The sequence below is a fragment of the Microbacterium sp. XT11 genome (assembly GCF_001513675.1).
GTDB lineage: Bacteria > Actinomycetota > Actinomycetes > Actinomycetales > Microbacteriaceae > Microbacterium.
Map to the genome: position 1 here is coordinate 2,755,538 of NZ_CP013859.1, position 18,421 is coordinate 2,773,958.

General features: G+C 70.4%; 19 protein-coding genes, 1 tRNA gene and 1 pseudogene. 3 read left to right on the plus strand and 18 right to left on the minus strand.

Annotated elements, in window-relative coordinates; translation table 11 throughout:
- Positions 1-37: 37 nt before the first annotated feature.
- The 16 genes from AB663_RS13025 to AB663_RS13100 all read right to left on the minus strand — a co-directional run bounded on the left by AB663_RS13025 (position 38) and on the right by AB663_RS13100 (position 13,580).
- The gene (locus AB663_RS13025) at positions 38-1,204 is read right to left on the minus strand and encodes a flagellar hook protein FlgE (protein ID WP_067199903.1); all 1,167 of its coding nucleotides are present in this window, start codon (positions 1,202-1,204) and stop codon (positions 38-40) included.
- Positions 1,205-1,228: 24 nt separating this feature from the next.
- A complete protein-coding gene (locus AB663_RS13030) occupies positions 1,229-1,672 on the minus strand; it encodes a flagellar hook assembly protein FlgD (protein ID WP_067199906.1) in 444 nt (147 codons plus the stop codon).
- A 12-nt stretch (positions 1,673-1,684) separates the two neighbouring features.
- Positions 1,685-3,157 carry a flagellar hook-length control protein FliK gene (locus AB663_RS13035; protein ID WP_157541067.1) on the minus strand — a complete coding sequence of 491 codons (1,473 nt, stop codon included), beginning with the start codon at positions 3,155-3,157 and terminating at the stop codon, positions 1,685-1,687.
- On the minus strand, positions 3,154-3,600 hold the full coding sequence (locus AB663_RS13040; protein WP_067199912.1) for a hypothetical protein: 447 nt from the start codon (positions 3,598-3,600) through the stop codon (positions 3,154-3,156). Before AB663_RS13040 ends, AB663_RS13035 begins: the two co-directional genes overlap by 4 nt.
- A complete protein-coding gene (locus AB663_RS13045; protein ID WP_067199915.1) occupies positions 3,597-4,940 on the minus strand; it encodes a FliI/YscN family ATPase in 1,344 nt (447 codons plus the stop codon). The genes AB663_RS13040 and AB663_RS13045 overlap by 4 nt, the downstream gene beginning before the upstream one ends.
- Positions 4,937-5,569, minus strand: coding sequence for a FliH/SctL family protein (locus tag AB663_RS13050; RefSeq protein ID WP_067199919.1), 633 nt, complete (start codon positions 5,567-5,569; stop codon positions 4,937-4,939). Before AB663_RS13050 ends, AB663_RS13045 begins: the two co-directional genes overlap by 4 nt.
- Positions 5,570-5,690: 121 nt before the next feature.
- Complete coding sequence (gene fliG, locus AB663_RS13055) at positions 5,691-6,773, minus strand: flagellar motor switch protein FliG (protein ID WP_232304548.1); 1,083 nt, start codon at positions 6,771-6,773, stop codon at positions 5,691-5,693.
- On the minus strand, positions 6,770-8,410 hold the full coding sequence (fliF, locus tag AB663_RS13060) for a flagellar basal-body MS-ring/collar protein FliF (RefSeq protein WP_067199922.1): 1,641 nt from the start codon (positions 8,408-8,410) through the stop codon (positions 6,770-6,772). Before fliF ends, fliG begins: the two co-directional genes overlap by 4 nt.
- Position 8,411: 1 nt before the next feature.
- Entirely contained in the window at positions 8,412-8,726 is a 315-nt protein-coding gene (gene fliE, locus AB663_RS13065) for a flagellar hook-basal body complex protein FliE (protein WP_067199925.1), read from the minus strand.
- Positions 8,726-9,118, minus strand: a complete 393-nt coding sequence (flgC, locus tag AB663_RS13070) for a flagellar basal body rod protein FlgC (protein ID WP_067199927.1) — start codon at positions 9,116-9,118, stop codon at positions 8,726-8,728. The genes fliE and flgC overlap by 1 nt, the downstream gene beginning before the upstream one ends.
- On the minus strand, positions 9,115-9,462 hold the full coding sequence (locus AB663_RS13075; RefSeq protein WP_067199930.1) for a flagellar basal body rod protein FlgB: 348 nt from the start codon (positions 9,460-9,462) through the stop codon (positions 9,115-9,117). Before AB663_RS13075 ends, flgC begins: the two co-directional genes overlap by 4 nt.
- 103 nt (positions 9,463-9,565) lie before the next feature.
- Positions 9,566-9,838, minus strand: coding sequence for a hypothetical protein (locus tag AB663_RS13080; protein WP_067199933.1), 273 nt, complete (start codon positions 9,836-9,838; stop codon positions 9,566-9,568).
- Position 9,839: 1 nt separating this feature from the next.
- Positions 9,840-10,343 carry a flagellar export chaperone FliS gene (fliS, locus tag AB663_RS13085; RefSeq protein ID WP_232304549.1) on the minus strand — a complete coding sequence of 168 codons (504 nt, stop codon included), beginning with the start codon at positions 10,341-10,343 and terminating at the stop codon, positions 9,840-9,842.
- Positions 10,292-11,659: a flagellar filament capping protein FliD gene (fliD, locus tag AB663_RS13090; RefSeq protein WP_067199936.1), complete on the minus strand. Its 1,368-nt coding sequence runs from the start codon at positions 11,657-11,659 to the stop codon at positions 10,292-10,294. Before fliD ends, fliS begins: the two co-directional genes overlap by 52 nt.
- A gap of 98 nt (positions 11,660-11,757) precedes the next feature.
- Positions 11,758-12,618 carry a flagellin N-terminal helical domain-containing protein gene (locus tag AB663_RS13095; RefSeq protein WP_067199939.1) on the minus strand — a complete coding sequence of 287 codons (861 nt, stop codon included), beginning with the start codon at positions 12,616-12,618 and terminating at the stop codon, positions 11,758-11,760.
- 104 nt (positions 12,619-12,722) lie between these two features.
- Complete coding sequence (locus AB663_RS13100; RefSeq protein WP_257720783.1) at positions 12,723-13,580, minus strand: sigma-70 family RNA polymerase sigma factor; 858 nt, start codon at positions 13,578-13,580, stop codon at positions 12,723-12,725.
- A gap of 160 nt (positions 13,581-13,740) precedes the next feature.
- Between AB663_RS13100 and AB663_RS13105 the strand changes: the two genes are divergently transcribed.
- Positions 13,741-13,813 (plus strand) — tRNA-Val (locus AB663_RS13105).
- An 88-nt stretch (positions 13,814-13,901) separates the two neighbouring features.
- Here the strand turns inward: AB663_RS13105 and AB663_RS17640 are convergent.
- Complete coding sequence (locus AB663_RS17640; protein ID WP_257720802.1) at positions 13,902-14,351, minus strand: NAD(P)-dependent oxidoreductase; 450 nt, start codon at positions 14,349-14,351, stop codon at positions 13,902-13,904.
- Positions 14,331-14,825 (minus strand): annotated as a pseudogene (locus tag AB663_RS17645) (NAD(P)-dependent oxidoreductase); the annotation flags it as partial. The pseudogene AB663_RS17645 and the gene AB663_RS17640, both read right to left, overlap by 21 nt.
- 83 nt (positions 14,826-14,908) lie before the next feature.
- On the opposite strand from AB663_RS17645, the gene AB663_RS17580 reads away from it, so the two are divergent.
- Both AB663_RS17580 and aceE read left to right on the plus strand, forming a co-directional pair.
- Positions 14,909-15,544, plus strand: a complete 636-nt coding sequence (locus AB663_RS17580; protein WP_157541070.1) for a CGNR zinc finger domain-containing protein — start codon at positions 14,909-14,911, stop codon at positions 15,542-15,544.
- Between the two features lie 135 nt (positions 15,545-15,679).
- A complete protein-coding gene (gene aceE, locus AB663_RS13120; RefSeq protein ID WP_067199954.1) occupies positions 15,680-18,406 on the plus strand; it encodes a pyruvate dehydrogenase (acetyl-transferring), homodimeric type in 2,727 nt (908 codons plus the stop codon).
- The last annotated feature ends 15 nt before the right edge of the window (positions 18,407-18,421 follow it).

Consider the following 18,421-nt stretch of genomic DNA (forward strand, 5'->3'; position numbering starts at 1 on the left):
CGTGCGGGAGGGGGTTGCATTCGCCGCCACGTCATGATCAGCGCTTGAGCTGGGTCAGCTCCTGCAGGACCTCATCGCTCGTGGTGATGATGCGCGCGTTCGCCTGGAATCCGCGTTGCGCGACGATGAGGTTCGTGAACTCCTGCGAGAGGTCGACGTTGCTCATCTCCAGCGATCCGGAGACGAGGGAGCCGAAGCCCGGCTGCCCTGCGCCGCCCAGGCGCGGAGCACCGGAGTTCACCGATGCTCTATACGCGCTGCCGCCCGCCTTCTCGAGCCCCTCCGGGTTGGCGAAGGTGGCCATGGCGATCTTCGCCAGCGTCTGCGTCGCGCCGTTGCTGAAGGTCCCGACGATGGAGCCGTCGCTCGTGATGCTGTACGACTTCAGCGTGCCCGCCGCGGCACCGTTCTGCTCCGTCACCGCGACCGTCGACAGGGTGGCGAACCCCGTCACCGCCGTGAGGTCGATGGCGATGCCGTCAGCCGCGAGCGTGAGTCCGGGAGCGGGCTGGGCACCGTCGACGAACGTCAACGAGCCGGTCGCGCCGCTGCGCGGTTCCGACACGTCCCACCCCGCCGCCGTGCGGGTGAAGGTGAGGCTGAGCGTCGACGGCGTGCCTTGCGCGTCGTAGACCGTGATGTCACGGACGAGCGTGTCGCCGGCCGCCGCGGTCGACGGCAGGTTGCCGGTGACGGCGGCTGCGGTGGTAGCACGGGCGGGTGCGACCGCATCGAGCGGCAACACGATGTTCCCTGCGGCCTGGCCGGTGTTGACGACGCCGTTCTGCGCCGTCCACCCTTGAACGATCGCGCCGTCGGCGGTCACCATCTTTCCCGTGAGGTCGAACGTGAAGCCGCCCGCGCGGGTGTAGAGGGTCTCCCCTCCCGACCGGACGGCGAAGAAGCCGTCGCCCGAGATCATGAGGTCCCCGCCGCGACCAGTCGCTTGCGCGGATCCCTGCGCGAAGTTCGTGCGCACGCCGGCGACCTGAACGCCCAGCCCGACCTGGGCGGGGTTGCGCCCGCCGACCTCGTCCTCAGGGATGCCCGGAGTGCCGATGAGCTGCGACAGCGAGTCCTGGAACAGCACGGACGAGGCCTTGAACCCCGCCGTGTTGACGTTGGCGATGTTGTTGCCCGTGACGTCGAGCATGGTCTGGTGCGAGCGGAGTCCGGAGATGCCGGAGTAGAGCGAGCGGAGCATGGGGTTCTCTCTTCCTGGGGGTGGTCAGGCCGCGGTGGCGTCAGCCGGTCGTTCTGCGTGGGTGATCCCGGTGATGGCGTCGAGCGGGATCCGGTCATCGCCGATCGTGACGCTCGGCACCGTGCCGTCGAACGACACGGCGCTCACGATCCCGGTCACGGTCTTCCCGTCGGCATCCGCATAGGTCGCCTGCCGGCCGATCAGGGCGGCGGCCGCCTGGCGCATGCTGAGCGCGAAGGCCTCGGTGCCGTTGTCTGCGAGCGTCGTGAGCTGCTCCATCATGGCCAGCTGCGTGGTCTGCGCGATCATGTCGTTGGTATCCATCGGGTTCGACGGGTCCTGATGCGTGAGCTGGGTGACGAGCAGCCGCAGGAACACCTCGCCGTCCATGGTCTGCTTCCGCGACGCGGGGTCGGTGGTCGCCGTCGCGTACAGCGAGGTCGCGCCACTCACGGGGTCGATCGTCATGGGGATGTCCTCTCAGGCGAAGGTGTCGAAGGCTGCGGTCGGATCGGCGATGCGGATGCCGCGCACGACATCCGCATCGTGCAGGCGAGCCGTCCGTCGGCCGGTCTCGTCCCCGGCAGGGGCGTGACCGTGCTGCCCGTGGTCCGGCGCTGCCCCGCCGTCGCCGGGTTGAGGGCTCCGATCGCCGCCGGGAGCGCCCCCTGCGCCGGATCCGAGACTGAGCGTGGCGTGCGGGCTGACGGAGGCGAGATCGCGCCGGAGGTCGGCGACGATCGCGCGAAGAGCGTCTCGGCCGGCATCGGATGCACCGAGCAGCTCGATGCGCAGCTCCCCCGACGCGCTGACATGAGCCCGCACCGTCACAGGACCGAGCGCCTCCGGGTCGACGGTGAGCGTCATCTGGTGGGCTCCCCCCGGCCGCTGGGCGATGGCGATGACGCTCGGCGCCAGCTGGGCAGACAGCGGACGGGGCTGCGTGGCCTCGGAGGTCGCGCGCGTGTCGGCCTCTCCCGAGGGCGTCATGCCAAGGGGAACGGGGACGACGGGACCGACGGATGCCGGCTGCTCGCGGCCGTACGCAGCCGAGCGCACCGGGGCGTCCATGCCGGCGGGGACGAGCGACCGCGGACCATGCTCACCGGGCACGGAGGCCGCATCGACGGATCCGGTCTGCGCGCCGGACGCCGCCGCGACCGTGGCGCCGGGGTCCCCCGCGCGCGGCACAGCCGAGTCGGCCGCTTCGCCGGATGCCTCGAGGACCGACTGCGCTGCATCGGCGCTCGGCGGACGATTCGCGCTCACAGGGCGATCCGTGCTCGCGGCACTGTACGACGATGGTCGGTCGTCGCTGCCTCCGTGGACGGCAGCGGCGACGATCGACATCGGGCTCGAGGGAGAGGCGCCACCGGGAGCGCGGTCGCCGAGCGCGGGGTCGAGGGACCTGCCAAGAGCTGCCCCGTCGCTCGCTGCAACGTCGGACTGCGGCCCGTTCCGCGCCGTGTCAGCGGGCAGCGCTCCGTCGCTCGCGTGTGCGGTCTGCAGAGCGATGGCGTCGCCGGAGGTCGAACGGGGGCTCCTGTGCTGCCCGCCGTCCGCGTCCCCGCCGGGGACGACGGTCGCGGCCCGTACAGGCAGCCCGTCCGTCGCGGGCGATGCGGGGACGGAGGGGTCGAGAGTCGCGGGACCTGTCGCCGCGGCGTCCGCGGGGACGTGCACAGGCCACGCGCCCCTGTTCTGCAACGCGAGGAGGGCGACCACGTCCGCGGGTGTCGCGGCGGCATCCGTGGTGTCCACTGCGGCTGTCGCCGCCTCGGCTGCCGCACCACCGCCGGGGCGACGCGCCGGTTCCTCGGCTCCGCCCGCGGCAAGGGTGAGCACGGCGTCCCCGAGCGCAGCCGCGAAGTCGTCGTCCGGTGCCGCCCCAGAGGCGGACGCCGCGCGGCCTCCGCTGGTCGTCGACGCCGCCGTCGCGATGATCATGCTCATGCCGCGCTCCCCTCATCGCTCGTCCCGTGCGCGGTTCGGCCCGCGGCGCGCACGGCGGCGACCTCGTCGAGGGCGGACTGCTCGGCAGCGAGCTCGGCGCGCGCCGCCTGCGCGCGGTGGGCGGTCTCGAGTCGCTCGAGCCCGCGAAGCTCCCGTCTGGCCTCGATGTGGGCGGTCCTGGCCTCCGCCTCGGCCGCGAGACGCAGCTGCGCCAGGGCGCGCAGGTCGCTGAGCGCGCTGTGACCTGCCGCGCGTGCTGCGGCCATCGCCTGCAGCGTACGGGCATCGTGCACCGCTGAGCCGACGCCGTCGAGGCCCGACATCGCATTCTGCACGGCGGTGTCGGCGTCGGCGCGCGCGGCCGACGCGCGTGACAGCCGCTCGGCAGCGACGCGCTCCTGCGCGCCCCGCACACGCAGAAGGCCGGAGAGCGAGAACGTCATGCGGCGGCACCTCCGAGGTCTCCGGTGAGAGCGGCGACGAGAGCAGCGAGACGCGCCCACGACTCGCCCGCCGGTGTGTGGTCGTCCATGGTCTGCGTGAGGAATGCCGCGATCTCCTTGTCGTGGGCGAGCGCGGCGTCCACGAGGGGATCGGCGCCGGTGCGGTAGGCGCCGATGTCGATGAGGTCCCGTGCGTCGTGCCGTGCGGCGAGCACACCGCGCAGGGCCGCCGCATCGCGTCGCTGTACGGGCGTGGTGATCTTCGTGGCGAGGCGGGAGACGGAGACGAGCGGATCCACCGCCGGATAGCGCCCGCGCACCGCCAGACCGCGGTCGAGCACGATGTGCCCGTCGAGGATGCCCCGCGCGGCATCCGCGATGGGCTCATTGTGGTCGTCGCCGTCGACGAGCACGGTGTAGAGCCCCGTGATCGACCCCGGCCTGCTCGTCCCCGCCCGCTCAAGCAGGCGGGCGAGCACCGAGAACGTCGACGGCGGGTATCCGCGGGTCGCCGGGGGCTCCCCCGCGCTCAGACCGATCTCGCGCTGCGCCATGGCGACCCTCGTGAGCGAGTCCATCATGAGCACGACGTCGAGCCCGTCGTCGCGGAACTGCTCGGCGATGCGGGTGGCGACGAACGCCGCGCGCAGGCGCGCCATCGCCGGCTGATCCGAGGTCGCGACGACGACGACCGACCGGGCGAGCCCGTCGGGCCCGAGGTCGTCCTCCAGGAACTCCCGCACCTCGCGGCCGCGCTCTCCGATGAGCGCGATGACGGACACGTCGGCCGTGGAGCCGCGCGCGATCATCGACAGCAGCGAGGACTTCCCGACTCCCGACCCGGCGAACATCCCGAGGCGCTGGCCGACGCCCACCGGCGTCAGCGTGTCGAGCACGCGGATGCCGAGGCTCAGCTGCCTCTCGATGCGGCGCCGATCCAGCACATCCGGCGCGTCGTGGTGAAGCCCGACACGCGGCACGTCGGCACCGATCGGGCCGAGTCCGTCGAGAGGACGACCGAGGGCGTCGACGACGCGACCGAGGAGAGCCTTGCCGACAGGCACCTGCACGGACGCGCCGGCGTGCTCGGCGCGCGCGCCCACGGTGATCCCGTCGAGGGAACCCAGCGGCATGCAGCGCGCAGTGGCTCCGTCGATGGACACGACCTCCGCGTCGACCACGCTGCGCTCCGCGCTCGCGATGCGGAGACGGTCGCCGACGGCGGCGTCGACGCCGCCCACCTCGACGGCGAGTCCTCGTACCGATCGCACCGTGCCGGAGCGCACCGGGCGCACCGCCTCGAGGGCCCGTCGCCACGCGACGCTCGTGGTCGTCGTCATGGCACGACCTCGCCGTCGTCCCCCCGGAGGGCCGCGGCGGCGCGTGCGAAGGCTCGTCCGATCCGGGTGTCGACCGCCCCCTGATCGATGTCGACGATCGCCCCACCGGGGTCGACGTCCGGCGACGCGATGACGTCGATCCCTGCGAGCAGCGGCGCCGCCACCGGATCATCGAGGATCAGCCGGTGCTCCCGTTCGGCGAACGCGACGCGGGTCCACCGCTCGACCGGCATGGCGTCCAGCGCGCGCCGGAGTGCGTGCGCCGCCGCGCGCGCCGGATCGGAGAGCTCGGCGCCGACGACGCAGGAGGCGAGCTCCAGAGCCAGCTCCTCGATCCGAGCGGCCGACGGCCCGGTCAGCTCGTCGATCCGCCGGGCGACCGCGTCGTGGGCAGCACGCAGCGCTGTCGCGGCATCCGCCAGGGCGCGAGCCTGAAGATCGAGGACCCGCCGCCGCTCCGCCTCCTCGGCCGACGCACGCCGCCGCGCCTCCTCGAGTCCGATCCGCCGGCCTTCCGCGTAGCCCTCCGCGTATCCGCGCGTGCGCGCGCGGTCCGCCTCGCCGCGCAGATCGATCGGCACCGCGCCGACGCGAGGGACGGCGAGCGGCGTGAAGGCGGGTTCGTGCACGACCTCGGTTCTCCGGAGTTCTCGGGGGCGGCCTGTCCGTGGCCCGAAGGGCGAGCGATCCGTGCTCACCGGGGACTATCGCGACGACCGGTCGAGGGCGTAACCGGACGACCGATCGTGATCATTCGACGAGCTCGTCGTCGTCCTCGCGTGAGATGGTGATCTCCTCGGCCGCCTCCAGCTCGCGGATGATGCGCACGACCTCGGCCCGCGCCTCGTCGACCTGGCGCATCCGCACAGGGCCGAGCACCCGTGCCTCTTCTGCGAGGTTCTCCTGGTTGCGCTCGGTCATGTTGGCTCGGACCTTGTCCGCGATCTGCTCGTCTGCACCTTTGAGGGCCAGGGCGAGCATCCGCAGATCGATCCCGCGCAGCACGCGCTGCACGTCCCGATCCTCGAGCCGTGCGATGTCCGCGAAGGTGACCATCCTGCTGCGGATGTCCTCGGCCAGAGCCAGGTCCCTTCCCTCGAGGCTCGCCAGCAGCGACTTCTCCAGCGCCGTGTCCGACCGGTTGATGATCTCCACGAGCGGCTGCACGCCGCCGATCGCCTCCTGGTTCTCCCTGATGGCGAAGACGCCCGTGCGCGAACGCAGAGACTCCGCGACGATCGTGATCGCCTCCTGCGATGCCGTGCCCATCGTGGCGATGGCCTGCGCGACATCCGTGCGCAGCGGATCCTGGAGCGCGGCAAGCACAGCGGCTGCCCGATCCGCGCGCAGATTGGCGAGCACGACGGCGACGGTGGTCGGCAGCTCCCCCTCGAGGATCGTCGCGAGTTGCGCGGGGTCCGCGGCGTTCAGAAAGTCGAACGACACCGCGCCCTGCGACATCACGCGACCGACCATGCCCACGGCCTTCTCTCGGCCGAACGCGGTCTCCAAGAGGCCGGTGGCGAGCTCCTGTCCGCCACGGGACGGGATGCCGCCGCCTGAGGCGATGCGCCGGAACTCCGTCAGCGCCCTCGCCGTCGACGCGACGTCCACACCGCCCAGCTGCGTGAGCTCGGCGGCGATCAGCTCGGATCTCTCCTCACCCAGATGCCGCAGCACCTCGGCCCCTGCCGCCCGGTCCATGTTCATCAGCACGATCGCGGCCTTGCGCAGCCCGGACATGTTCTCGGGCGGCGCGGCCGGCTGCGCACCCTGCGTCGCGGTTTCGACGGTGTCGTACTGCGCGTCCAGCAGCTCATCGAGCCCGTTCACGCCGTCGCCTCATCCATCAGGCTGGCGAGCGCACCCGCGACGGCGGCCGGCTCACGTCGGGCGAGCTCGTCGATCTCCCGCCGCCTCCGCTCGATCAGCACCTGATCCGGCTCCGGCTCGTCATCGGCAGCGACGGACGTTGCGGGCAACGGCGTGGCGGGCGGCGTGAGCGGCTTGGTGTCGGGTTCGGCGAGTCCTCGCAGCGACTTCAGCTTCTCCTCCTCGCTCTCGGTCACGGTCGCGAAGTACTCAATCGGCCCGTCGTCGGTGTAGAGGATGCGCCGCTTCATCCGGCGGCGGATGGCGAGATAGGTCACCAGCACGATCGCGGCGAGCAGGACGGCTCCGCCGATGATCGCCGAGCGGATGAGCTCCTGCTGGAACTCCGCGGCGCGATCTGCCTCGGCCGCCGACAGGGCGGTCTGCGCAGCCGCGGCGCCCGCATCGCTGAACTCGACGAACTCGACGGCGATCGTGTCGCCTCTCTCGACGTCGATGCCTGCCGCGGAGGCGACGAGAGCCTCCACCTGCTCCGCCGTCACACCGGATACGGCGCTCCTGTTCACGGCGACGCTGACCGTCTGGCGCCTGACCTCGCCCGCCGGCGTCACCGTCTTCTCCGTCGACTTGTTGACGGCGTTGCTGCGTGTCGTCTCCTCCAGCTCGTACGCGCCGCTTCCCTGGGCGTTGTCGGGCACCGCGATGTTGTCGGGACCGAGCACGCCGGTACCTGTCCCCGCACCGCCGTTGTACGTCTCGGTCTTCGTCTGCTCGGACGCGCTCAGCTCCCCTTCGGGTGCCGAGTACGTCTCGTCCATCCGCTCCGACGTCGAGTTCGCCACGTCGGCGGCGACGGTGACGGTCGCGTTGCCCGCGCCGAGGATGGTCTCGAGCATCCGCGTGACGGATGCCGCCACCCTCGCCTCGTGCTCGGTCGCCTGGGCCGAGGCGCTTCCGGCGGGTCCGGTGCCGACGGCGGAGAGCACGGCGCCGTTCTGGTCGGTGACGGCGACGTCTTCGGGGGTCATGCCCGGCACGGCCGCGCTCGTGAGGTGCACGATCGCCTCGACCTTCTCCTCGCTGAGCGTCGAGCCGTTGCGCGTCTTGACGAACACGGATGCCGTCGGGCTCTGGCGTTCGGAGACGAACACGCTCTCCTCCGGGATCGCCAGCTGCACGGAAGCCGATGTGATGCCGTCCATGGCGCCGATCGTGTTGGCGAGCTCGCCCTCGATCGCGCGCTTGTAGGTGACGGACTGCTGGAACTCGCTCGCGGTGACGCCCATCTTGTCGAGGAGCGTGTAGCCGTCGGTGGTGTCGCTCGGCAGGCCGGCTGAGGCCGCGGCGAGCCGCTGCGCGTAGACCTGGTCATCTGGCACGAGCACGGTCGCGCCGCCCTCGGCGAGCTCGTACGGCACGCCGGATGACTTCAGCTGCTCGACGACCGCCGACGCATCGCCGGCACTGAGCCCGGTGAAGAGCGGACTCATCTGCGGACGGGTGAGCCACGCGCCGAGCGCGACGGCCCCCATCACGAGCACGGCGATCCCGATGACGGCGATCGTGCGCTGAGCGAGCGTGAAGCCGGCAATCGCCGACCTCGCCCGGCCGAGGTAGGTGGTGAGCATCGGGGGCATGTCAGGCCTGCATCCTCATGATCTCGGTGAACGCCGAGACTCCGCGGTCGCGGACGGCGACCATGAGGTCGAGCGTGACGGAGGCGCGCGCCGACGCGATCATCGCCTTGTGGATGTCCTGCAGGTCTCCCGTCACCGCCTGCACGGCCAGCTCGTTCGACGTCGACTGCAGGCGCTGCAGCTCCTCCACCGCCCCGGTGAGGGACGAACCGAACGCCGCGGCGCCCGTCGTCGACGGGGAGGCGTCGGATTCGAAGCTCAACGGCGTGAGCCCCCCGACTCCGGTCGGCGGCACCGGTCCGATCGCGGCGGCCATCAGGCGCGCCCGATCTGCAGCGCGGCCTCGTAAGTCGCCTTCGCCCTGTCGACGACAGCCGCGTTCGCCTCGTAGCCGCGCTGGGCGACGATGAGCATGCTCATCTGATCGCCGAGATCGATGTCGGGGTACTGCACGTAGCCGTCGGCGTCGGCGTACGGATGGTCCGGGTCGTACACCCGCTTGGCTTCGGCCTGCGACTCGACCACACCGGCGACATAGACGCCGGGACTCTCCGTTCCGGCACGCACGGTGACGAGCTTCTCGCGGAAGGGTTCGTCCCCTGCGGGAGTCGCCGTGTTCACGTTGGCGATGTTGTCGCTGAGGGCGTCGAGCCACTTGCGGTGCGCGGTGAGGCCGGTCGCGGCGATGCCGATGGCGTCGAAGGTCATGCGGACGCCTGCCCGATCGCCTTGGTGATCGATGCGGCCTGGCCGCCGATGGCCTGGCTCGCGAACTGGAACCGCAGCACGGTGTCGATGTTCGACAGCGTCTCCGTGTCGAGGTTGACGTTGTTCCCGTTCAGCCGGGTGGGCTCCAGCGAGCGGTGCACGGTCGGCTCGACGACTCCCGTCCCGTCGGCTACTGCCGCGCGGAGCGCGTCCTCGAAGCGCACCCGCTTGGCGTGGTAGCCGGGGGTGTTGACGTTCGCGATGTTCTCGGCGATGGAGCGCTGGCGCAGTGCCAGCCCATCGAGGGCGCTGACCAGCGCCGTGGCGGTGACGGAATCGAGCACGGGACACTCCGGAGAAGGGGAGGAAGAGCCGATCCGTGGCCTGTCGTCGAGCGATCCGTGCTCAGCGCCCACTATCGCGACGTCTCACCTCGCCCGTAACCGCTCACCCCTCGATGTCGAGGTACGCAGGCACGTCGCCGCGCGCGCCCGGCACCCGTCGGATCAGCGCGATGTCGCGCGCCACGCCGGCTCGCGCTGCGACGAGGGCGTCGATCGCCCGCTGCTGGCGCTCGAGCAGAGCCAGCGCACGCGCCCGCAGCCGGGCGGGGAGTGCGCCGACGGGCGGCTCGGCCCACGTCGCCGCATCCGGCATGTCGTCGACCGCGCGCTCGAGCCGATCGAGCACCGCCGTCCAGCGGGCGAGGTCGTCGGTCATCTCAGGCGGTCCCGGAGAGCTGAGGCGCCCGAAGCTGCGATGTCTCGGCCGCCGCGCTGCGCCACGCGTCACGCAGCGGTGCCACGAGCCGCCTGCACTCGGCGGTCACGGCCGCGTCCTTCGCGATGTTCGCGGTGATGAGACGACCCTGCAGATAGGTGTAGATGCCGCGCAGGTCGGCAGCGCCGTCCCAGACGTCGTCCGCGAGCGTGGCGCTCAGCTCCGCGACGATCCGCTGTGCGTGGGTCAGGTGCGTGCCAGCCCCGCCCCAGTCGGCTGCCTCCTGCGCCGCGGCCGCACGGTCGATGTCGACGAGCAGCCGGTCATACAGCATCACGAGCAGTCGTTCGGGCGAAGCCGACGCGACCTGCTGCGCGAGGTACTGCTGCGCGGCGCGCTCCGGTGAGGTGATCGTCATGGTCGTGTCTCCAATGCGGTCGGAGTCGTGCGGGTTCAGGACGACGACGACGGCGGGGTGAGGGTCTGCAGCTGCGAGCTCAACCACGAGGACTGCTTCTGCAGCGTGGAGAGCTTGATCTCCAGCTGCGAATACGTCCGCTCCAGCGTCGCCCGGCGCTGTTCGAGGCGGGTGTCCCACCGCTGGACCTCGGTCTGCAGCGACTTCACCTCGGTCTCCTGCCCGGTGATGCGCTGGGTGAGCAGTCCCTCGTACTTGTCGGAATAGGTGCCGGCCACCTCGTCGAGTCGCGAGGCGATCGCGGAGAACAGCTCCTGCGTCTGGCCACGGTCGTCGGCGAGAGCCTTCGCGAACGCCTCCTTGTCGAACGAGAGCACGCCCTTCTCGTTCATGGAGATTCCGATCGTCGACGGAGAGACGCCGCCCACCGGATGCTGCACCGCCTGCGCGAGGGCCGTACGGAGGTTGCGCACGACGCTGTCACCGGTGAAGACGCCCAGGGTGGTCTGCTCTCCCGGCTTGCCGACCGTGGCCTTCGAACCGTTGTCGATGCGGGTGAGGAGAGCGGCGACCTCCTTCACGAAGCCCTCGGCGGCGGCGGACTGTGCTGCCGCGTCGAGTGCGACGACGACGGTCACGGGTTCGGCGCTCACGGCCGAAACGGTCACGTCGATGTCCTCGCCGATGCGGAACGTGTTCGTCGAGCTCGTCAGGGTCTGCTCTGCCGCAGTGCCCGCGAACAGCCGGATCAGCGCGTCGCGTCCGGTCTGCAGCACAGCGGCGCCGGTCTCGGCGACGACGTCGGTGGAAGTGCCGGCCGCGACGTCCGCCTCGGTCCCTCGGTGCAGCGCGAACCGCCCCTTCTCCCCCGTCTCCACCGCCGTGATCTGCAGGCGCGACAGGGGCGTGCCGTCGGCGGCGACGCCTGCCAGAACGACGGTCGCCGTGACGCCGGCCTTGGCGCCGTTGATGGCGGCGGCGAGGTCGTGCGCGCTGCTCCCTGGCGGGGTGATCTCGGTTCGGGTTCCGTCGGCGGCGACGAGGGTGAACGCACCGCCCCAGGCTCCAGCGCCGCCGGCGGCCGTCACGACGGAGTGCGCGGCTGCCGTCGCGTCGACGACGACCTCGGTCGAGAACGCGCTCGCGCGGGGTCCGGCGGCGACCGTGACGCTCTCCGCCGAGGCCGTCGCGGTGAAGGCGGCGAGAGAACGTGCGGCAGCGGCCTCGGCCGCCTTGGCCGCGAGGTCCTGAAGGCTCTTGTTGAGCGACTGCAGGTTCGTGATCACCGAGGTGCGATCGGCGATCTTGTTCGTGATCAGCATCTTGGGGATCGCCGACACGTCCATGAGCGCGTCGATCAGCTCGCTGGTCTTCAGACCGGAGACCAGTCCGTCGAGTTTCATCCGCGGTGCCTTCCGTGTGAGCCGGGCGGGGGTGCTCTGCCCGGCGGCCGGACGGGATGGTCCCATCCGGCCGCCGGTCGCGCGTCAGGGTCGCGAGATCAGCGGAGCAGCTGCAGGACGCCCTGGCCCGACTGGTTCGCCTGCGCCAGCATGGCCGTGCCCGCCTGCTGCAGGATGTTCGCCGCGGTGTACTTGACCATCTCCGCAGCCATGTCGGTGTCGGCGATGCGGCTCTTGGCCGCCGAGAGGTTCTCGGCCGAGACCTGCAGCGAGTTGATGGTCGACTCGAAGCGGTTCTGCACGGCACCGAGGTCGGCGCGGGCGGACGAGACGCTCTTGATCGCGGCGTCGACCGTGGTGATGGTCGCGGCGGCGAGCGTGGGCGTGGCGAAGCCGTCGGTCGTGACGATGTCCGCCTTCAGGTCGGCGGCCAGCGTCTTGATGTCGGCCGAGCCGAGGTTCACCGTGATCTGGCTCGACGCGGAGCCGTCCGCACCGACCTGGAAGCTCAGCACCCCGTCGCCGGCGGCGCCCGCCGATGCATCGAGCAGCTTGATGCCGTTGAAGTTGGTGTTGTCGGAGATGCGGGTGAGCTCGTCGACGAGCTGCGTCACCTCGGTGGTGATCGCCTTGCGGGAGTCGACGTTGTTCGAGTCGGATCCTGCCTGCACCGCGAGGTCGCGGATGCGCTGCAGGATGGAGTGGACCTCGGTCAGCGCGCCTTCCGCGGTCTGGATGACCGAGATGCCGTCCTGCGCGTTGCGGGCTGCGACGTTCAGGCCGTTGACCTGCGAGCGCAGGCCCTCGGAGATGGCGAGACCGGCGGCGTCGTCGGCTGCGCGGTTGATGCGCAGACCGCTCGAGAGCTTCTCGAGCGACTTCGAGACGTCGGTCTGGTTCGCCGACAGGTTGCGGTAGGCGTTGAGAGCGCTGACGTTGGTGGCGATCTGAAGACCCATGATGTTCCTCCGTGGTTATGGGTGTGGTCGCGGACCCGTCCGTGGGCCTGCACACCTCACTGTCGCGACGGAGGGCTCTCCCCGTAACCGTGATCGTCCGGCGGTCATCGCACGGTCGCGAGCTCCTCGGTCCGCGAGGCCCGCCGTGTCGCGTCTGCACCGAAGACCGCGTCGAAGAAGTCCGCTCTGGTGCGGGTCGACCGGTCGGTCGCCGCTCCGCGCTCCCACGCGTCCATGGCCTCCCGCATGAGGGCGAGCCCGCGCGTGCGCAGCTTCGAGACGTAGGCGTGACTGACGTCGAGCTCGTCCGCGATGTCCTTCACCATGCGGTCCTCGAGGTAGATCCCGCGGATCACGCGACGCATGGCGTCCGGGAGCGCGTCGATCACACGGTGCAGCATGGCCCTGGTCTCCGACCGCTCGGCGGCGTGCTCCGGAAGCACGATGCTGTCCGTGAGGTCGGCCGCCTGCCGCCCGCTCTCGATGTCGAAGTGCTCCTCGAAGCTCGTGGCGGTGCGGACCATCTCGTCGAGCTGAAGGGCCTCGGCGACCACGCCGACCGCGAGCCCTGACTCGGCGGCCAGCTCGGCCACGGTGCCTGCCCGTCCGGTGCGCGACTGGACGAGTTCCGCGGCCGCCCGCACCCTCTCGATGCGCTCCCGGCTGCGTTCGCCCGCAGGGTCGGCCCTGCGCATCTCCGAGAGCATCGCCCACGTGATCTGGCTGCTGGCGAAAGCGCCGAACGGGATGCCGCGCGACGGATCGTACGCGAGTGCGGCGCGGGCGAGTCCGAAGCGCGCGGCCGAAAGGAGGTCATCGAGGTCGACGTGCGCGGCCGTGCGGGCCTTCTCCACGGCGAGGAAGGTCGCGAGCGGCATGTTGTCCCTCGCGAGCTTCTCGGCGGTGGCGCTCGGTCGGGTCTTCAGTGCAGAATCAGGAGAAACATCAGAAGTGTTCGACAACGTGACTCCATCACTCGAATTACTTGCTTACGAGTGAAGATAGCAGTATCTACTCGTTTCCAAGTAGAAAACGAAGCCACGTTGAAGCCTCGCCTATGCGACGCCCGACCGAGGAGGCGGCGAAGCGGCCTGCACGCACCCGGATAGACTGTGTCGTCCAGGGCCTTTAGCTCAGCTGGTAGAGCAACGGTTTTACACACCGTAGGTCGTCGGTTCGATCCCGGCAGGGCCCACCCCGTTCCCGGCCCGCCGTCCCGCCCGCGGATCACCGCCGTCCCGCCCGCGGATCTCCGCCGTCCCGCCCGCGGATCTCGGCGCCGCTCAGACGGTGCGCGGGCGCTCCCGGCGCCGCAGCTCGGCGATCGACGCCCAGTCGTCGTCGCCGAGTCCTTGTTCCATGGCCTGCTCGAACACCGAGCGCAGCACCTCGCCGAACGGCAGGTCGAAGCCGACGGTATCCGCCGCATCCAGCGCCAGGTGCACGTCCTTGCGCCCGAGCCGGGTGGTGAATCCGGCCGGCCGATAGCGCCGCTCGGCGATCAGCGAACCGTATGACGTGTACACAGGGCCGGGGAACAGCGTCGATGTGAGGAGCTCGACAAGCTGGGCCGGGTCGACGCCGACCTCCTCCGCCACGCCGACGGCCTCGCCCATCGACTGGATGGCGCAGGCGATGAGGTAGTTGCCGATGATCTTGACGACGTTCGCCTGCTCGGGTCGTCGACCGAGGTTCCACGTGCGCACCCCGATGACGTCGAAGAACGGCTGCACGCGCTCGACGAGCTCAGGTGAACCGGCCGCCAGGACGTTGAGGGCCCCGGCCTCCGCGACCGCGACGCGTCCGAACACGGGGGCCGCGACGTAGCCGACCCCGTGACCGGCATGCGCGTCGGCGGCGCGGCGCGCGAGTCCTGGACTCACCGTGGCGAGGTTGACATGCACGCTTCCCGCGGGAGCCGCCGAGAGCACCCCTGAGTCGAGGAAGGCCTCGGCGAAGGCCCGATCGTCGGAGAGCATCGAGAGCACGACGCCGGACGCCCATACCTCCTCGAGGCTGCCTGCGGCGCGCATCCCCTCTCCCGCGAGCGTCTCGGCCGGCCCGGCCGAACGGTTCCAGACCGTGACGTCGTGGCCTGCGGCGTGGAGGTTGCGGGCGATGGGCGTTCCCATCGCACCGAGTCCGATGACGGCGACCGTGCTCATGTGCGTGCGCTCCTTCGAAAGGCGTTGCGACCACCCGCGCCGACGGCGCCGACGAGACCGGGAGGCAGATGAACCACCTCAGCCGGTTCACACTGTAGCGGTCGGGTAGCATCATTGCGAACCAGGTGAGCTGGTTCTTCGAGGAGGTGGAACGGATGCCGACGACGACGGCCGCGCGAGAGGCAGCGGCCGCAGCAGACTCCCGCGCCGAGGCTGCGCGGATCTTCCGGCTCGACAACGAGCATCTCGCCTTCCGCTACACCGCCACGCTCAGCGATCGTGCGGGAACGGAACCGTTCGAGCGCCTGTCCGACCCCGACCGTCTTCGCCTCTGGCTCGCCGTGAACGGGATCGATCCTGGTCGGCGCCCGACTCGCCCGCAGCTGGCCGATGCGATCGCACTCCGCGAGGCCGTCTATCGGCTGGGGGTCGCCGTCGCGCATGCGCTCCCCGTGGCCGCGCGCGACAGAGCACTCGTCAACGAAGCAGCGGCCGCGACCGGCGCGGTGCCGGAGCTGGCTGATGACGGCATCCGCTGGCGGCTCGCGAGCCTTGACACCGTGGCTGCAGCTCTCGGCGTGATCGCCCGCGACGCGATCGCCCTGCTCGGCGGTGAGCGCCCTGGGCGGATCGCGACGTGCGACGGCCCCGACTGCGCCGGGCTGTATCTCGACGCCAGTCGTGGCAGCACCCGCCGGTGGTGCTCGATGAGCACGTGCGGCAACAGGAACAAGAAGTCACGGATGCGCGCACGCGCATAGACGACCCCTGTTGTGCACCCCTGTCCTCCAAGAGGGATAGGCTGAATCCGGCGCGCGTTGTGCACAGCCGACAAGGCTGCCCGCGTCGCTTCCCGTTCCTTGGCGAGACCCGCCAGCTCGACGAAAGGTTCCCCCGTGACCGTGCACGACCAGGATCCGTACTCCCAGGGCCCCCTCGACAGCGATCCCGAAGAGACCGGAGAGTGGCAGCAGTCCCTCGACGAGCTCGTCGCCGCGAAGGGCCACGGCCGCGGTCGGGAGATCATGCTCAGCCTGCTCAAGCGCTCGAAGGAGCTGCACCTGGGCGTGCCGATGGTCCCGACCACTGACTACATCAACACCATCGCTCCCGAGAACGAGCCCGAGTTCCCCGGCGATGAGGAGATCGAGCGCCGCTACCGCGCGTGGATCCGCTGGAACGCGGCCGTGACCGTGCACCGCGCCCAGCGCCCCGGCATCGGCGTCGGCGGCCACATCTCGACCTACGCCTCCTCGGCCGCGCTGTACGAGGTGGGCTTCAACCACTTCTTCCGCGGCGCCGACCACCCCGGCGGGGGCGACCAGATCTTCATCCAGGGGCACGCCTCCCCCGGCATCTACGCGCGGTCGTTCCTCGAGGGCCGTCTCACCGAGCAGCACCTCGACGGCTTCCGGCAGGAGCAGTCGCGCGCACCGTTCGGCATCCCGTCCTACCCGCACCCCCGTCAGATGCCGGAGTACTGGCAGTTCCCGACGGTGTCGATGGGTCTCGGCCCGATCAACGCGATTTACCAGGCGATGGCGAACAAGTACCTGGAGAACCGCGGCATCAAGGACACCTCGTCCTCGCACGTGTGGGCCTTCCTCGGCGACGGCGAGATGGACGAGATCGAGAGCCGCGGCCAGCTGCAGGTGGCGGCCAACGAGGGCCTCGACAACCTCACGTTCGTGATCAACTGCAACCTGCAGCGTCTCGACGGCCCGGTCCGAGGCAACGGCAAGATCATCCAGGAGCTGGAATCGTACTTCCGCGGAGCGGGCTGGAACGTCATCAAGGTCATCTGGGGCCGCGAGTGGGACGATCTGCTCGCCCGCGACACCGAGGGCGCGCTGCTCAACATCATGAACACGACCCCCGACGGCGACTACCAGACCTACAAGGCGGAGTCTGGTGCGTACGTGCGCGAGCACTTCTTCGGCAAGGACGAGCGCGCCGCCGCCCTCGTCGCCGACTACACCGACGACCAGATCTGGAGCCTCAAGCGCGGAGGCCACGACTACCGCAAGGTCTATGCCGCGTTCAAGGCCGCGTCCGAGCACAAGGGCCAGCCGACCGTCATCCTCGCGAAGACGGTCAAGGGCTACGGCCTTGGTCCGCACTTCGAGGGCCGCAACGCGACCCACCAGATGAAGAAGATGACGCTGGACAACCTCAAGACGTTCCGTGACACGATGCACATCCCGATCACGGATGCGCAGCTCGAGGAGAACCCGTACCTGCCCCCGTACTACAACCCTGGCCCGCAGGACGAGACCATCCAGTACATGCTCGAGCGCCGTCGCAGCCTCGGCGGCTTCCTCCCGGAGCGCCGCTCCACGCATGTCGGGCTCTCCCTACCCGACGACTCGGCGTACGCGCTCCCCAAGAAGGGATCGGGCACCCAGGAGATCGCCACGACCATGGCATTCGTCCGGCTGCTCAAAGACCTGCTGCGCTCGAAGGACTTCGGACACCGCATCGTGCCGATCATCCCCGACGAGGCGCGTACGTTCGGTATGGACGCCTACTTCCCGACGGCGAAGATCTACAACCCGAACGGCCAGCACTACACGTCGGTCGACCGCGAGCTCCTCCTCGCCTACAAGGAGAGCCCGCAGGGCCAGATCGTGCACGTCGGCATCAACGAGGCCGGAGCACTCGCGGCCTTCACCGCCGCGGGAACGTCGTACGCCACGCACGGCGAGCCGCTGATCCCGATCTACATCTTCTACTCGATGTTCGGCTTCCAGCGCACGGGCGACGCCCAGTGGGCCGCCGGCGACCAGATGGCCCGAGGGTTCATCATCGGCGCCACGGCCGGTCGCACGACGCTCACCGGCGAAGGCCTGCAGCACGCCGACGGCCACTCGCACCTGCTGGCGTCGACGAACCCCGCGACGGTGTCGTACGACCCCGCCTACGGCTACGAGATCGCGCACATCGTGCGTGACGGCCTGGAGCGCATGTACGGCGGCAACCACCCCGACCCCAACGTCATGTACTACCTCACGGTGTACAACGAGCCGCTCGTGCAGCCTGCCGAGCCGGAGGACGTCGACGTCGAGGGCATCGTCCGCGGCATCCACCGCGTGTCCGTCGGCGAGGGCGAGGGTCCTCGCGCTCAGCTGTTCGCCTCCGGCGTCGGCCTGCCGTGGGCCATGGAGGCGCAGGAGCTGCTGAAGAACGACTGGGGTGTCATCGCCGACGTGTGGTCGGTGACCTCGTGGACCGAGCTGCGCCGCGACGGCCTCGCCGCCGACGAGCACAACTTCCTGCACCCGGATGAGGAGCCGCGCACGGCATACCTCACCCAGAAGCTGCAGGGCGCGGAGGGACCGGTCGTCGCGGTGAGCGACTTCATGCACGCCGTGCAGGACCAGATCCGGCCGTGGGTGCCAAACCGCTACGCCACGCTCGGCGCCGACGACTTCGGCTTCTCCGACACGCGCGCCGCTGCTCGTCGCTACTTCAAGATCGACGGGCCGTCGATCGTGGTGCGCACGCTGCAGGCTCTTGCCGAGGACGGAGTCGTCGACCGCTCGCTCGCCGCGCAGGCCATCCAGAAGTACAGCCTGCACGACGTGAACGCGGGCACGAGCGGCAACGCGGGCGGCGAAAGCTGAGCCATCGGTGACAGA